This window comes from Pseudorhodoplanes sp., from assembly GCF_050250235.1.
Lineage (GTDB): Bacteria > Pseudomonadota > Alphaproteobacteria > Rhizobiales > Xanthobacteraceae > Pseudorhodoplanes.
Genome location: NZ_JBFWPA010000001.1, coordinates 91,043 through 106,048, shown reverse-complemented (window position 1 = coordinate 106,048; position 15,006 = coordinate 91,043). Strand labels below are relative to the sequence as shown.

15 protein-coding genes are annotated in these 15,006 nt (G+C 64.7%); 3 read left to right on the top strand and 12 right to left on the bottom strand.

Going from position 1 to position 15,006, the window contains the following annotated elements; translation table 11 throughout:
* Positions 1–196: 196 nt before the first annotated feature.
* Positions 197–529: a CsbD family protein gene (locus tag AB7F49_RS00510; RefSeq protein ID WP_428519187.1), complete on the top strand. Its 333-nt coding sequence runs from the start codon at positions 197–199 to the stop codon at positions 527–529.
* A 7-nt stretch (positions 530–536) separates the two neighbouring features.
* Positions 537–1,364 carry an RMD1 family protein gene (locus AB7F49_RS00505; RefSeq protein ID WP_428519185.1) on the top strand — a complete coding sequence of 276 codons (828 nt, stop codon included), beginning with the start codon at positions 537–539 and terminating at the stop codon, positions 1,362–1,364.
* A 25-nt stretch (positions 1,365–1,389) separates the two neighbouring features.
* Here AB7F49_RS00505 and AB7F49_RS00500 read toward each other — a convergent pair whose 3' ends face one another.
* The 3 genes from AB7F49_RS00500 to miaA all read right to left on the bottom strand — a co-directional run bounded on the left by AB7F49_RS00500 (position 1,390) and on the right by miaA (position 4,370).
* Positions 1,390–2,619, bottom strand: coding sequence for a caspase family protein (locus tag AB7F49_RS00500; RefSeq protein ID WP_428519183.1), 1,230 nt, complete (start codon positions 2,617–2,619; stop codon positions 1,390–1,392).
* Positions 2,620–2,648: 29 nt separating this feature from the next.
* Positions 2,649–3,395 carry a caspase family protein gene (locus AB7F49_RS00495; protein WP_428519181.1) on the bottom strand — a complete coding sequence of 249 codons (747 nt, stop codon included), beginning with the start codon at positions 3,393–3,395 and terminating at the stop codon, positions 2,649–2,651.
* Between the two features lie 69 nt (positions 3,396–3,464).
* Complete coding sequence (miaA, locus tag AB7F49_RS00490) at positions 3,465–4,370, bottom strand: tRNA (adenosine(37)-N6)-dimethylallyltransferase MiaA (RefSeq protein WP_428519179.1); 906 nt, start codon at positions 4,368–4,370, stop codon at positions 3,465–3,467.
* Between the two features lie 14 nt (positions 4,371–4,384).
* On the opposite strand from miaA, the gene serB reads away from it, so the two are divergent.
* Positions 4,385–5,281, top strand: a complete 897-nt coding sequence (gene serB / locus AB7F49_RS00485) for a phosphoserine phosphatase SerB (protein WP_428519177.1) — start codon at positions 4,385–4,387, stop codon at positions 5,279–5,281.
* A gap of 7 nt (positions 5,282–5,288) precedes the next feature.
* Here serB and AB7F49_RS00480 read toward each other — a convergent pair whose 3' ends face one another.
* The 9 genes from AB7F49_RS00480 to AB7F49_RS00440 all read right to left on the bottom strand — a co-directional run bounded on the left by AB7F49_RS00480 (position 5,289) and on the right by AB7F49_RS00440 (position 15,002).
* The gene (locus tag AB7F49_RS00480) at positions 5,289–6,440 is read right to left on the bottom strand and encodes a caspase family protein (protein ID WP_428519175.1); all 1,152 of its coding nucleotides are present in this window, start codon (positions 6,438–6,440) and stop codon (positions 5,289–5,291) included.
* Positions 6,441–6,541: 101 nt separating this feature from the next.
* Positions 6,542–8,089, bottom strand: a complete 1,548-nt coding sequence (locus tag AB7F49_RS00475) for a Do family serine endopeptidase (protein WP_428519173.1) — start codon at positions 8,087–8,089, stop codon at positions 6,542–6,544.
* Between the two features lie 397 nt (positions 8,090–8,486).
* Positions 8,487–8,672 carry a DUF2065 domain-containing protein gene (locus AB7F49_RS00470; RefSeq protein WP_428519171.1) on the bottom strand — a complete coding sequence of 62 codons (186 nt, stop codon included), beginning with the start codon at positions 8,670–8,672 and terminating at the stop codon, positions 8,487–8,489.
* A 27-nt stretch (positions 8,673–8,699) separates the two neighbouring features.
* The gene (gene hflC / locus AB7F49_RS00465) at positions 8,700–9,632 is read right to left on the bottom strand and encodes a protease modulator HflC (protein WP_428519169.1); all 933 of its coding nucleotides are present in this window, start codon (positions 9,630–9,632) and stop codon (positions 8,700–8,702) included.
* A gap of 11 nt (positions 9,633–9,643) precedes the next feature.
* Complete coding sequence (hflK, locus tag AB7F49_RS00460) at positions 9,644–10,807, bottom strand: FtsH protease activity modulator HflK (RefSeq protein ID WP_428519167.1); 1,164 nt, start codon at positions 10,805–10,807, stop codon at positions 9,644–9,646.
* Between the two features lie 89 nt (positions 10,808–10,896).
* Positions 10,897–11,442: a dihydrofolate reductase gene (locus AB7F49_RS00455; RefSeq protein ID WP_428519165.1), complete on the bottom strand. Its 546-nt coding sequence runs from the start codon at positions 11,440–11,442 to the stop codon at positions 10,897–10,899.
* Positions 11,439–12,233: a thymidylate synthase gene (locus tag AB7F49_RS00450; RefSeq protein ID WP_428519163.1), complete on the bottom strand. Its 795-nt coding sequence runs from the start codon at positions 12,231–12,233 to the stop codon at positions 11,439–11,441. Before AB7F49_RS00450 ends, AB7F49_RS00455 begins: the two co-directional genes overlap by 4 nt.
* A 130-nt stretch (positions 12,234–12,363) precedes the next feature.
* Positions 12,364–13,350, bottom strand: a complete 987-nt coding sequence (locus AB7F49_RS00445) for a tripartite tricarboxylate transporter substrate binding protein BugD (RefSeq protein WP_428519161.1) — start codon at positions 13,348–13,350, stop codon at positions 12,364–12,366.
* Between the two features lie 143 nt (positions 13,351–13,493).
* Positions 13,494–15,002 carry a tripartite tricarboxylate transporter permease gene (locus AB7F49_RS00440; protein WP_428519159.1) on the bottom strand — a complete coding sequence of 503 codons (1,509 nt, stop codon included), beginning with the start codon at positions 15,000–15,002 and terminating at the stop codon, positions 13,494–13,496.
* Between the last annotated feature and the right edge of the window lie 4 nt (positions 15,003–15,006).

Genomic DNA, 15,006 nt, shown 5'->3' with positions numbered 1-15,006 from the left:
TTTAGCCACCCCCGGCGATGCGCCTCCCTACGATGACGAGCGACGAAATAAAATTACGTGACATGGCCCTGCTCGGTACGAACGTTGCGCGACCATATAAGGGCTAATCCCCGTCCGGTCAAGCGTCAGGCTCACATGGCGGCGGCCAATGCGAGCTATACTGAAATCGGTTCCACACATACGGCGAGAGGCGTCGATGGCAAAATCACGAATTCCGGCGGCTGCTCTTGCCGCCATCCTGTTGGCGGCCCCGGTCGCGCAGGCGCAGACGCCACCGGCCGCCGCACCGAAGGCCGAAGCCGCGCCGGCAAAGGAAACCTTCCGCACCTGGACCTGGAACAAGGTCGCCGGAAACTGGAAGCGCGTGAAAGGCTCGGTCAAGGAACGCTGGGGCAAGCTCACCCACAACGAGATCCAGCAGGCTCAAGGCCGGCGCGAAGCATTGAACGGGTTCATCCAGTCGCGCTACGGCATCGACGGCGAGAGTGCCGACCGCGAGATCGACGCGTGGCTGAAGACCCTGAAGTGAGCGCGACGTGGCTGACATCACGACCGCTCCGGCACCGGCGCCCACACGCACGCGGCTGACCGCGCGTGCGCTTCTCGTCGGCGAGCGCATCGATACCACCGGCCTCGAACGCAGCGACGTCATCAACACCGTGCCGCTCGCCTTCCGCACCGGAGAGGGTTACGTCGTGCTGTTCCGCTACGGCGTCGCTGTTCTCGTCGGGCTGTCTCCGATCGAGGAGGACGAGACGTTGCGCGGGCTGGGCCCGCGGATCGTCACACCAGCGACGCGCGTCGAGGACGAGACCGCGACCATCGATATCGGGCCGGACCAGGACGACCAGATCGATCCGGGCGGCGCCATCAAGGTCAAGGACCTCTCGCCGGCACGGCTCGTGGTGATCGCCGATGCGCTCGCCAAGAATGTCGTGCTCGCGCATCAGGAACGCGAGGTGCGCGGCGTGTTCGATATCGTCGAGCCGCTGGCCGCGAAGCTCGCCGCCGGCGGGCGCACGCCAACCGACCGCAGCAGCATGATGAAAGTGATCGGCCAGTCGCTGCTGGTGCGGCAGCGGCTCACCGGCCGCGTCGAGGTCGAGGAAAAGCCGGACGTGCTGTGGGACCGTTTCGACCTCGAACGGCTTCACGCCCGCCTTGCCGACGAATACGAACTGAAGGAGCGCGCCGCCGCGCTCGCACGCAAGATCGATGTGGTCGGCGAGACCGCACGCGCGCTCACCGACCTGATCGACGCCTCGCGCAGCCTGCGGCTCGAAATGGCGATCGTGGCGCTGATCGTGATCGAGGTGCTGTTCACGTTCTACGAATTTTTCAAGCACCTGAAGCTGATCGGCTGAACCTGCGATCGCAGGGACGGTCGCCTCACTCGTTCGATTTCTCCGTTGAATCGGAGCCTTCACGCGCGGCCTCCGAATTTGTCGAAGCGGGCTCGGCGGCCGGCTTGTCCGGTTCGGGCGCCGGCGCCGCCGGAGACGGTGACACTTCGGCCGCCTTTTCGGCCGGTGCCACCGGGGCCGGTTCGGGAGCGGGGGAAACATCGGGCGAGACAGGAGCCGGCGCCGATACCAGTGGCTGCGGCGCGGGTTCCTGCGGCGCGGATGGAGCGGCCGGCGGCGCTTCCGGGATCGCAGCCTGCGGCGCGGGCGTGGCCGGGGCGACGACCTGGGGCGCGGGCGCGGGCACAACCGGTGCTGCCGGGACGACTGCCTGCGGCGCTGGCTCGGGCGCGGCCGGTGCTGCCGGCGCGACCGCCTGCGGTCCCGGTGCGGGCACAACCGGGACCACCGGGGCAACGGCCTGGGGCGGAACTGCGACCGGCTCCGGCTTCGGCAGGGCGGCGACGAAATAGGCTTCGTCGGCGGCCGAAATATAGAAAGACGGCACCTGCTCGTTGCCGGTGGCCTGCACCACGTCGTCGCGGACCCGCTTCATGAGTTGAATGATTTCCAGCCCCGGCTCCTCGATGTGTTTCAGCAGCGCTGTGGTGAACGGGCTGTTGCGCCCCTCGCCATCCGCGACCTTGCGGCCCGCGCCGGTCGCGAAGCTGACCAGCACGTTCTTCGGTTCCTCGACCTGCCGCTTGAGGCCGGCTGGCAATCTCTGTTTCGCCGCTTCGTTGAACGGATCGTTGCGCGCCGCATCCACGAAGACCATCCCGATCTTCTCGACGCCGTCGAGCTGTTCGAGAATTTCCGGCAGGCTGACGGAGCCTCTGGTGATATCGGCCAGCGAGCGCGCCTGCCCATCCGTCGCGAGCAGCCAGGCCACACCGTCCGATTGCAGCGCATGTCCGGAATAGAACACGACCGCAACATCGGCGAGCCTGGCCTTGTCACCGAACTGCTTCAGCGCGCGCTTGATGTCGGCGAGGGTGGCGTTGCTGAGCGAAGTGACCGCAAATCCGATGCGTTTCAGCGCGGCGCTCATATCGGCGGCGTCGTTGACCGGGTTCTTCAGCGAGAACACGTTCTTGTAGTCGGAATTGCCGATCACCAGCGCGACGCGCTGGTCCTGGGAGAGGGCGGGCTGCGCCGCAAGGATCCCGAAAGTGATCGCGACACAGCCAAGCAGGCGGAAAATCCGATTCAACATGGCATCCTCTCTATGTCCTGTTCGGTTGCTCAGCGCGGTGTCAGGAACTGATCGCCGCTCAACGTCGCATGGCTGAACGGGATCTGCTTGCCGCCGGTCGCCGCCAATACGTCGTTGCGCACCCGCCGCATCAACTGAACGATGTCCTGACCCGGTGTCTCGATATGCGCCAACAACGCCGCGGTGAAGGCAGAATTGCGTCCCTTCGCCTCAACCGTCTTCTGACCGGACGCAGTGGCGAACGCAACCAGGATATCCTTCGGCTGCGGCTCGGATTCGACCACGAGCAGCTTTGGCTTGTCTTGCGTCTTGCCCGCCGGAAACGGATCGTTGCGCGCGGCGTCGATCAGAACGACCCCGAATTTCGCGGCGCCTGCCACGGCCGCCGTGACGCGGTCGAGCCTGAACGCCGACGACCTTATGGCGAGAAGCGAGTCCGTCCTGGCATCGACCGGGATCAGCCACGCATCGCCGCCGGTCTGAATCGCATGTCCCGCATAGAATACCAGCGCGATATCGGCGGATTTTGCGGTCTGCCCGAACGCGGTGAGGGCGCGGTCCATCGCTTCGTTCGAGGCGTTGCTCAGACTGGTCACCGAAAAGCCCATGCGGGCCAGCGCGGCGCCGAGATCAGCCGCGTCATGCTCGGACGTCTTCACCGCGGGCGCATGCTGATAATCGCCGTTTCCGATAACGAGTGCGACGCGATTGGGCTGCGCGGCGGCCGGTGACAGACATGCCAACGCGACTGCGCATGCCGCGATGAATCGAAACATCATGATCCTCCGCTGGAGCGGGAGTATTTGACGCGCTGGAGGTTTGGTCGCCCGCCGCGGGAGCCAGGTTCAAGTCTGCATCAAAGTTTCGACGGCCGCCATCCCTTCTTCCGGCGCGACCAGGGTCCAGCCCGGCATCTGATTGCGGAACCATGTGACCTGCCGCTTGGCGTAGCGGCGCGTATCCATGATCGATCCCGCCGCCGCCGCGTCGAGCGAAATTTCGCCGCCGAGATGCCGGCGCAGCCAGGGCACGCCATGCGCCTTCATTGCGGGCAATGTGTCGGGCAGATGACGCGCGGCAAGCGCGCGCACCTCCTCGATCGCGCCTGACTTCAGCATCGCAGCGAATCGGCTCTCGATCCGGGCTTTGAGTTCCTCCCGCGGCGGATTGAGAAAAATCTTGATCGCCCGATCCGGGTCGATCACCGGCGGCTGACCGTCCTGATGCCAGTCGGCGATCGGACGGCCGGTTGCCTCCAGAACTTCCAGCGCGCGCAGGACGCGGGAGCGGTCGCGCGGCATCAGACGGGCGGCACTGCCGGGATCGCGCCGCGCGAGTTCCGCATGCAGCCTCTCGACGCCGTCGCGCTCCAGCCTGGACCGAAAGGCGTCACGGATCGCCGGATCGATAGGCGGGATCGCGGCAAGCCCGCTCATCAGCGCTTTGAAATACAGTCCGGTGCCGCCCGTGAAAATGGCCGGCCGGTCGGCGAGACCCTCGAGCACACGCGAGGCGTCGGCTACATAGGCCCCGACGGAATAATTCACCGACGCGTCCACATGTCCGAACAGAAGGTGCGGCGCAAGCGCCTCCTCCTGCGCGCTCGGCCGCGCCGTCAGCACCCGCAGGTCATGATAGACTTGCATGGAATCGGCGTTGATCACCACGCCGCCCAGACGTTCCGCGAGCGCAAGCGCGAGCGCCGACTTGCCGCTCGCTGTCGGCCCTGCGATAAGCACCGCCGTCTTCATCGCAGCGCCTGCCAATGACTCACGTCGCAACTCTCATTGCCGCCGCCGATACGCGCCTCACGGACGACTCGCTCGCGCGGGCGCAGGCGGCGCTGCCACAGGCCACCGATATACAATGGCTCGCGCGCGGCGTGGCGGCCGATATTGAGTTCATCCCGGACGCCAGCATCGACCAGAGGCAGGTCACGGATCACCTGCGCGCGGCGCTTGCCGAAACGCCGGTCGACATCGCGGTCCAGCCGCTCGCCCACCGGCGCAAGCGGCTTCTGGTTGCCGATATGGATTCCACCATGATCGGCCAGGAATGCATCGACGAGCTTGCTGATCTGGTCGGCCTCAGGGCGCATGTCTCGGCGATCACCGATCGCGCCATGCGCGGCGAGATCGCGTTCGAGCCGGCTCTGCGCGAGCGCGTGGCGCTTTTGAAGGGGCTGCCGGCATCGGTCATTGACGAGGTGATCGCCGACCGCATCACGCTGATGTCCGGCGCCCGGGCACTGGTCGGCACCATGCGCGCTCACGGCGCTCATACGGTTCTCGTCTCCGGCGGGTTTTCGCTGTTCACGCGGGAGATCGCGGAGATGATCGGCTTCGACGAAAATCACGCCAACACGCTGCTGGTCAGGGACGGGACGCTGACCGGCCATGTCGAGGAGCCGATCCTCGGACGCGAAGCCAAACTGGACACGTTGCTGGAGGTCGCGCGCTATCTGAAGCTGCCGCTTGCGGAGACCATGGCGGTCGGCGACGGCGCCAACGACCTCGCCATGATCGGCCGGGCGGGACTTGGCGTTGCCTATCATGCCAAGCCCGCGGTCGCCGACGCTGCGCAGGTGCGGATCGACCACGGCGACCTGACGGCACTTTTGTATCTGCAGGGCTACCGGCGAGACGAATTTGCGGAAGCCTGACGACGCTTCAATTGGACGTCGCCGAGACCCGCTCGATCTTGTAGAACGGCACCCATGCGCCGCTGCCGCGCCGAAAATACAGTCGTTTCCCGGTGATATCGAACCGCAGATAGAGATCGCGCAGGTCGTCGTAAAGCAGCACTTCGGTCGCGGTGTTTTTCTGCTCGGCGAAACGTAATCGGGTCGACGCGTCGGTGCGCTGCGTCTCAATCCAGTTTCCCGCATCGTCGCGGCGGAATTCGGCTTCAACATATTGGGAGCCGTTATAGCCGCGCGTGGAGATGGAGCGGACCGCCGCAGGCGGCAAGACAGACTGCTGGCGGGGCGGCGGAGCCATTTGCGGCAGCGCGGGTTGCGGCGGAGCAATGTTCGGCGGACGGGCGGCGGGATCGAGCCCAGCAAGATAAACGTCGCCCAGCAGGGACGAACTGTCCCACGGCACCTGGGCGCCGCGGGTGATGTCCGAAACGTCCTTGCGCACCCGCGTCAGAAATTGCCGGATTTCGAGCCCCGGCGTGCGCAGGTGCCTGACGAGACCGGTCGTGAACGGACTGTTGGTGCCCTGCCCGTCCAGCGCGACCTTTCCGGGAGCGGTCGCAAACGCGATCAGCGTTCCGGTGCCTGGATTGGTATAGGCGGCAAGGCCGGTACCGACCGCAGCCGAGCGCGACGCTCCGAGCCGGCTGGCAAACGAGCGCGCCAGCGGATTGTCGCGGCAGGCATCCAGCATCACCACCGTCGCACGCTGCGGATCGTTCAGGCTGTCGAGCAGGCGGTCGAGATCGATGGTTTCGAAATTCAGATCCGTGGCCACTTCGAGCTTCGCGTCGATCGGCACGAGATAGTTGCGGCCGTCGATCTGCATGCCATGGCCGGCGTAGAACAGGATCGCGACCTTCGCGCCGGAGGACTTGCGCAGGAAGTCGCGGATCAGCCGTTCCATGGCGTCGCGGTCGAGATCGATCCCGTCGGCCACCTCAAACCCGATGGAACGCAGCGCCTGCGTCATCGCGCGGGCATCATTGGCCGGATTGGGCAATTCGCCGGCATGAACATACTTGCCGTTGCCAATCACCAGCGCGACGCGCTCCCGAGCCGCGGCCGGAACGAGCGCTGCGAACGACAGCGCGCATATCAGAAGGAAACGGCGTGCATCCATCGCCTGACGATCCAGCGGTCGACCGCTGGATCGTAAAGCAGCGGAAACAAAAGAAAAGGGGGGCTTGACCGGCCCCCCTTCACCTCGTCGCGCGGCCCGGCCTATTGCAGGCTGAGCGTCACGAAGCGCAATTCGCCTTCCGGATTAGCCACCAGCAAGAGCGCGATCTTGCGGCCATCCTGCTTGAGCTTGTCCACCTTCTTCTGGAAGTCGTCGGTGGTGCCGATCGCTTCCTGCGCCACCTCGACGATGGTGTCGCCGGCGTTGAGCCGCTTTTCGGCCGCGGCAGAATTCTGGTCGATCCCGGTGATGACCACGCCCTTCACGCTGTCCTTGATCTTGAAGCGCTTGCGCAGATCGGGCGAGATATTGGCGAGGTCGAGACCCAGCGCCTTCTTCACGACCGACTTGTCGTCGGGCGCTGCATCGCTTTGCACCGATGCAGGCTTCGCCTTCTCGGCATCCTCCAGACGGCCGAGCTTCACCGTCTTCTTTTCTTCCTTGCCTTTGCGCAGAACGGTGACTTCGACCTCCTTGCCCACCGGCGTATCGGCGACGATGCGCGGCAGATCGCGCATCTCCTTGATGTCGCGGCCATCGAACTTGACGATGATGTCGCCGGCCTCGATGCCCGCGGGCTTGGCTGGTCCCTTGTCGTCGACACCCGCAATCAGCGCGCCGCGGGCCTGTTTCAGGCCGAGGCTCTCGGCAATGTCGTCGGTCACCTGCTGGATGCGCACGCCGAGCCAGCCGCGCCGCACTTCCTTGAACTCGCGCAGCTGATCAATCACGCCCATCACGACCTTCGACGGAACGGCAAAGCCGATACCGATGGATCCGCCGGAAGGCGAGATGATCGCGGTGTTGACGCCGATCACTTCGCCGTTGAGGTTGAACAGCGGCCCGCCCGAATTGCCGCGATTGATGGCGGCGTCGGTCTGGATGTAATTGTCATAGGGGCCGGATTGAATGTCGCGATTGCGCGCCGACACGATGCCCGCGCTCACCGATCCGCCGAGGCTGAACGGATTGCCGATCGCGATCACCCATTCGCCGAGCCTGACCTTGTCGGAATCGCCGAAATTCACCGCCTTGAGCGGCTTTTCAGGCTTGATCTGCAGCAGCGCGATATCGGTCTTGGGATCGCGGCCCACCAGTTCCGCCTTGATGCGCGATCCGTCGTTGAACACCACATTGATTTCTTCGGCCTCGGCGATGACGTGATTGTTGGTCACGACCAAACCCGACGGATCGATCACGAAGCCGGAGCCGAGCGATGAGGTCCGGCGCGGCGCGCGATTTTCGCCCTGGCCGCCGGGACCGCCCGGGCCGCCGCGGCGGTTCTCGAAAAAGTCCTTGAAGAAGTCCTCGAACGGAGAACCGGGGGGAAGCTGCGGTCCCTGATTCTGTCCGGGCCGCTCCTGCTGACGGGGACCTCCCGGCCGGCTGGCGGTCTCGACCCGCTGCGAGGTGGAAATATTCACCACCGCATCGATCACCGTTTCCGCCACGTCGGCAATTTTCTCGGGGCCGCGGGCCTGCGCCTGTGTCTGGCCCGACAGCGTGGGCAGGATCAGCACGGCGACCGCCATTCCGGCCAAGGCCGGCCGACGAAAGGCACTGAGAATCTTGGCGATAGAAGCCGTCATGGCTGCGAATTCTCCTGCAAAACCGCCTCAACACTGCCCCCGACCCGTGCATGAAGCAAGAACAATACCGGACCGCAAACGGGGACGTGATTGCGGCAGCCACGCGGCTGGATGGCGCGATTTTTCAGGCAACAACCAGGTCCCTGTTCGCGCCGGCTTGGGCGGAACCCGGCTGATCCGCGCGCTGGTCTTCGATCGAAGGTGCCGGCGCAAGACGCGATGTCATCGCGAGACGATCGGCGTCGTATCGCCAATGCCCTCGCATCCGTTACAACCCCGCTCCGGCGCCAAAATGCCAGTGACAGAGCCGGATTTCACAAAAGCAAAGAGGTTGCGGATGCACCGCCGGCAGGCGCCGGTGATCGTCCGGTGATCTCGGCACGGTCCCGTCCCAGTATCAGCTGCGCACCAGCCAGATGATCACGATTCCCACGACCGCGCACGCAATGCCAACGCCGCGCAGGATCTGGTCCGGCGTCTCAAGCACGTTCGCCATGGCCTGCTTCGCGGCGCCCGGGAACGCCGCAAACAACAAGCCCTCAAGCGCGAGCACGAGCCCGATCGCGACGATGAAGTCCCACATCCCCCGCTTCTATCGATCGTGATGCTTTTACCTCGCGGCGGTCGGCGATCCGAGCTGCTGTGACGGCTGCTGCGGCGGCGAAGTCGCCGAACGCCCGCTCGGATCCACGAAATAGCGGAAGAATTCGGAATCCGGCTTCAGCACCATACGGGTATCGTTGTTGCCCAGACCCTGCTCGTAGGCCTGCATCGAACGGTAGAAGGCGAAGAAGTCCGGGTCCTTGCCGAACGCTTCCGCGAAGATGCGGTTGCGCGTGGCATCGCCTTCACCGCGAATCTGCTCGCCCTTGGCATTGGCCTCGGCCAGCAGCACGGTGACGTCGCGGTCGGCGCGTGAGCGGATTTCCTGCGCACGCTGCGAGCCCTGGGCGCGGAATTCGGCGGCCTCGCGCTGACGTTCCGTCTGCATGCGCTGATACACCGCCTGGCTGTTCTGCTCCGGCAGGTCGGCGCGGCGGATGCGGACATCGATCACGTTGATGCCGTAGCGCTGCGTTTCGCGATCGAGCTGTTCGCGGATTCGCGTCATCAGCTTGTCGCGTTCGTCGCGAACCACGTCCTGGAACGAGGATTCGCCGAGTACGCGGCGGAGCGACGAGTTCAGGAGGGTCGCAAGCTGCGAATTCGCGGCGGGTACCGTCCCGATAGCCTGGTAGAAGCGCAGCGGCTCGACGATCTTGTAACGCGCGAAGGCATCGACCACGAGCCGCTTCTGGTCGGCTGCAATGATTTCCTGCGCGGGGTTTTCGAGATCGAGTATGCGCTTGTCGATATAGACGATGCTGTCGATGAAGGGCGCCTTGAAATGCAGACCGGCCTGAGACACCACGCGCTGCGGCTCACCAAGCCGGATCACGATCGCCTGGCGCGTCTCCGGCACGGTGAATATCGAGCTGTAGCCTACGAAAGCCGCGATCAGGACGAGGACCAGCAGCACGCCGCCCGCGATACCGAGTTTCATGGGTCTCTCCTCTAGCGGCGCTGTTGCGCTTGCGGTTGTTGCTGCTGCGGCTGCGCCGGCCGCTGGCGGTTCTGGTCGAGAGACAGATACGGCACGACACCCTGCCCGCCGGTACCGGTGCCGGGATCGAGGATGATCTTGTCGGTACCGCTCAACAGCCGCTCCATGGTCTCCAGATACATGCGCTGGCGCGTCACCTGCGGCGCCTTGGCGTATTGCTCGAAGATCTGGTTGAAACGCGCGCTCTGGCCAGTTGCGTCGGCAACCGTCTGCTCGCGATAGGCTTCCGCATTCTGCAAGATCTGCGCGGCACGGCCGCGCGCTTCAGGCACCACGCGGTTGGCGTAGGTCTGCGCCTCGTTCTGCGCGCGTTCAAGGTCGGCGCGGGCCGCCTGCACGTCGCGGAACGCGTCGATGACCTGCGTCGGAGGGTCGACCTTCTGCAACTGCACCTGCGTGATCAGAATGCCGGACTGGTAGTCGTCGAGCGTTTTCTGCATCAGCTCCTGAACGGCCGTTTCGATGTTCTGCCGCGCGCCGGTAAGAATCGGCTGGATGTTGGAGCGGCCGACGACCTCGCGCATCGCGCTTTCGGCGACGGCCTTCACGGTGCCTTCGGGATATTGGATGTTGAACAGAAACTTGCCGGCGCCCCCGTCAGGCTGGATCTTCCAGAACACCGAGAAATCGACATCGACGATATTCTCGTCGCCGGTGAGCATCAGGCTCTCTTCCGGCACGTCGCGGCTCGTGGTGCCACGGCGGGCATCGTCGACAACGCGCATGCCGACATCGATGCGGTTGATGCGCTCGATATTGACCTTGGTGACCGCGCCGACCGGATACGGCCACGTATAGCCCCAGCCCGCCGGCGCATCGCGCACATACTTGCCGAAGCGCTGGATGACGCCGAGTTCGCCCGGCTGGACGACGAAGAAGCCTGAAATTCCCCACAGGAACAGCGCCACGACCAGCGCCGCGGCGATTCCGACCTTGCCGCCAAAGCTGCCACCCGGCAGGACGGTTTTCAGCTTGTCCTGGCTGCGCCGCAGCAAATCCTCCAGATCGGGCGGCTGCGTCCCGCCACCGGATTGCGGCCCCGAACCCCATGGCCCCTTTGGGCCCGAACCCCAGGGTCCGCCACCGCCACCACCGCCCTGATTGCTCCACGGCATTTCAATCCTCCTCGAGCGCGGCCATACGGCAGGCGCGCCAATGTTTCGGCGGGGTTATAGGGGACGGCCCTGCCCCTTACAACGCGCGCTCATGCCGCGCCGGCACGTTCGTAATGAACGATAGTAAAGCCATATTCATCGTCCGGCCCCTTTGGCTGCGGCAGCCGTTCGGCTTCGCGCCAGGCCACAGGGTCGATCGCGGGCAAATAGGTATCGCCCGGCGGTTTTGCATGGACCCGCGTCAAAATTAACCGGTCGGCCAGCGGCATGGTTTGCGCAAAAATTTCCGTCCCCCCGATCACCGCGATGGCGTCGGCCGCCCGCCGCAAGGCATCGCCACGCGCCACGGTCAGCGCCTGATCGACGCCGGGCGCCGCGACGATGCCGGGCGCGGCGAAATCCGGCTGCCGGGTCACCACGATATTGGTGCGGCCCGGCAACGGTCTGCCAATCGAGACAAAGGTCTTGCGCCCCATCACCACCGGCTTGTTCATGGTGACGCTCTTGAAAAACTTAAGATCGGACCTGATCCGCCACGGCAGCTTGTTGTCGCGTCCGATCACGCCGTTTTCGGCGACGGCGACCACGAGGATGATGGAAATACTGTTCGACGCACCGGCATCACGCCCGCTCACACCGCCACCTTCGCCTTGATATGCGGATGCGGATCGTAACCTTCCAGCGCGAAATGCTCGTAACGGAACGAGAAGATATCCTTCACCGACGGATCGATCGTCATCACCGGCAGCGCCCGCGGGCTGCGCGACAATTGCAGCGCGGCCTGCTCGCGATGATTCAGATACAGATGTGCATCGCCGAATGTATGGATGAATTCGCCCGGCTTCAGTCCGGCGACCTGCGCGACCATGATCGTGAATAGCGCATAGGACGCGATGTTGAACGGCACGCCGAGGAAGATGTCGGCGGAACGCTGATAGAGCTGGCACGACAGCCGGCCTTCCGCGACATAGAACTGGAACAGGCAATGGCACGGCGGCAGCGCCATCCTGCCGATATCGGCGGGATTCCACGCCGTCACGATCAGGCGCCGCGAATCCGGGTTGCGTTCAAGGTCGCGCATCAGGTTCGCGATCTGATCGATCGTACCGCCGTCGCGCGCCGGCCAGGAGCGCCATTGCGCCCCATAGACCGGGCCGAGATCGCCATTCTCGTCCGCCCATTCATCCCAGATCGTGACGCCATGGTCCCGCAGATATTGAACATTGGTATCGCCGCGCAGAAACCACAGCAATTCATGCACGATCGATTTGACATGCAGCTTTTTGGTGGTGACCAGCGGAAAGCCGGAGCTGAGGTCGAAGCGCATCTGATGGCCGAACACCGACAGCGTGCCGGTGCCGGTACGGTCGCGCTTCTCCACGCCGTGGCGCAGGACGTGTTCCATCAGATCGAGATATTGCCGCATCGGTTCATCCGGATTGGTCGTCGGACCTTATCAAAGCGTCGCTGCGTCGAACCGCAAGCTATCCGATTCCCCCAAAAAAAGGGGCGACCGTCACCGGCCGCCCCTCGCAAGCAGGTTTCGTGGAACCCGGTTACTGGGTAATGCCCGACGCCTTGATCACCGGCGTCCAGCGTGCAATCTCGCTCTCGACCAGCTTGTTCAGGGCCGCCTGGCCACGCCGGTCCGGGCCCGGAATGTCGCTGCCGAGATCGGCCAGCCGCTTGCGCACGCCCTCGTCGTCCAGCGCCTTCGACAGCGCGTCGGACAGCTTGTCGAGCGCCTCTTTCGGCGTCCCCTTCGGCGCGAAGATCGCGTTCCAGGCCGAGACCTCGAACTCCGGCAGGCCTGCCTCCTTGGTCGTCGGCACATCCGGCAGAGCCGGATTGCGGTCCGGCGTCCCGATGCCGAAGGCCTTGATGTTGCCGGCCTTGATCTGCGGCACGAGGTTGACGATCTGGTCGCACATGTAATCGACCTGACCGCCGAGCAGCGCGTTCAGCGCGGGACCGGTGCCCTGGAACGGAATTGCGGTCGGCTTCACGCCAAGCACCGAATTCAGCAGCAGGCAGCTCGTGAACGACACCGAGCCGACGCCCGCATGGGCCGCATTCACCTTGTCGGCGTTGGCCTTCACATATGCCACGAACTCCTTCAGGTCCTTGGCCGGAAAATCCTTCTTCGCCACGATCAGGACCGGCGTTCCGGCGGCAAGCCCGACCGTCTCGAAATTGTTCAAGGGGTGATAGGCGAGCTTCGGGTAAAGCGCGACCGCCGCGGCATGGGTCCCCATATGCCCCATGATGACGGTGTAGCCGTCCGGCTTGGCGCGCATCGCGCGGGTCGCGCCGGTGGTACCGCCGGCGCCGACCACGTTCTCGATCACGATCTGCTGGCCAAGTGTCTTCGACATGTGGTCGGCGACGATACGCGCGACGATGTCGGTCGGACCGCCGGCCGCGAACGGCACGATCATGGTGATCGGGCGGGCCGGATAGGTCTGCGCCTGCGCGGGCGCCGACAGCGCCGCAAGAGCGGACAGGCCGGCGAGCGCGCCGGCCAGACGATGTAGCAAAGGCATGATCTGAAGTCCTCCGAAGGGGGCGTTTCCAATCGCTTCTAGCGGCCCGATCCCGCCTGTATCCGGCGGAACAGAGTTCGGGCGGCGTTTCATCGAAACGCCGCCCGAAAATCAAGTACGCAATTGGACTGAGAGAGACAGCCCTAGCCCTCTTCGACAAACACCTCGTCGCGCTTCTTGCGGATCATCGGCAGCAGCGCGATGATCAGCATCAGGGCGGCGAATCCAAGCAGGGCGGCCGAGATCGGCCTGGTCAGGAACACCGTCCAGTCGCCGCGCGCGATCAGCATGGCGCGGCGCAGATTTTCCTCCATGAGCGGGCCGAGCACGAAGCCGAGCAGCATCGGCGCCGGTTCGAAATCGTGCTTCACCAGCCAATATCCGACCAGCGCGAAAGCAGCCGTCAGATAGACGTCCGTCGGCGCATTGTTCACCGAATAGACGCCGATGCAGCAGACGATCAGGATCAGCGGATACAGCAGGCGATACGGCACCCGCAGCAGCCGCACCCACAGCCCGACCAGAGGCAGGTTGATGATGACCAGCATCAGGTTGCCGAACCACATCGAGGCGATCATGCCCCAGAACAGATCGGGCTGCTTGGTCATCACCTGCGGACCCGGCACGATGCCGTGGATGGTCATGGCGCCGACCATCAGCGCCATCACCGGATTCGGCGGGATGCCGAGCGTGAGCAGCGGGATGAACGAGGTCTGCGAGGCGGCGTTGTTTGCGGTCTCCGGTCCGGCCACGCCTTCGATGGCGCCGCGGCCGAACCGTTCCGGATGCTTGGACAGCTTTTTCTCCAGCGTGTAGGCCGCAAAAGCCGAGATCACCGAACCGCCGCCGGGCAGGATGCCGAGTGCCGACCCAAGGATGGTGCCGCGGCCGATGGCCGGCGCCGCCGCAATCAGATCCGCGCGCGTCGGCATCAATCCGGTGATCTTGGCCTGAACGATGTCGCGATTATGCGTCACTTCGAGATTGCGCAGCACCTCGGCAAAGCCGAACACACCCATCGCGATCACGACGAAACCCAGACCGTCGGCCAGTTCGGGAATGTTGAAGTTCAGCCGCCCGGCGCCGGTCTCGAGGTCGGAACCGATCATCGACAGCACCAGACCGATCAGGATCATGGCGATCGCCTTCACCACCGATCCCTTCGCCAGCACCACCGCGAAGATCAGGCCGAGAACCATCAGCGAGAAATATTCCGCCGGTCCGAACAGCAGCGCGATGCTCGTCAAGGGCGCCGCGGCGGCCGCGATGATGACGGTCGCGACGCAACCGGCAAAGAATGAACCGATCGCCGCGATCGCAAGCGCGGGGCCGGCTCGGCCCTGCTTCGCCATCTGATGGCCGTCGAGCGTTGTCACCACGGACGCGGATTCGCCGGGTATGTTGACGAGGATGGCGGTGGTCGAACCGCCATACATCGCCCCGTAATAGATGCCGGCCAGCATGATCAGCGCACCGACCGGGGGCAGACCATAGGTGATCGGCAGAAGCATCGCGATGGTCGCGACCGGACCCAATCCGGGCAGAACGCCGATCAGCGTTCCGACCAGCGCGCCGATCAGACACAGCATCAGGTTTTGCGGCGACGCCGCAACACTGACGCCAAATGCAAGATTGCTGACGAGATCCCACATGGCG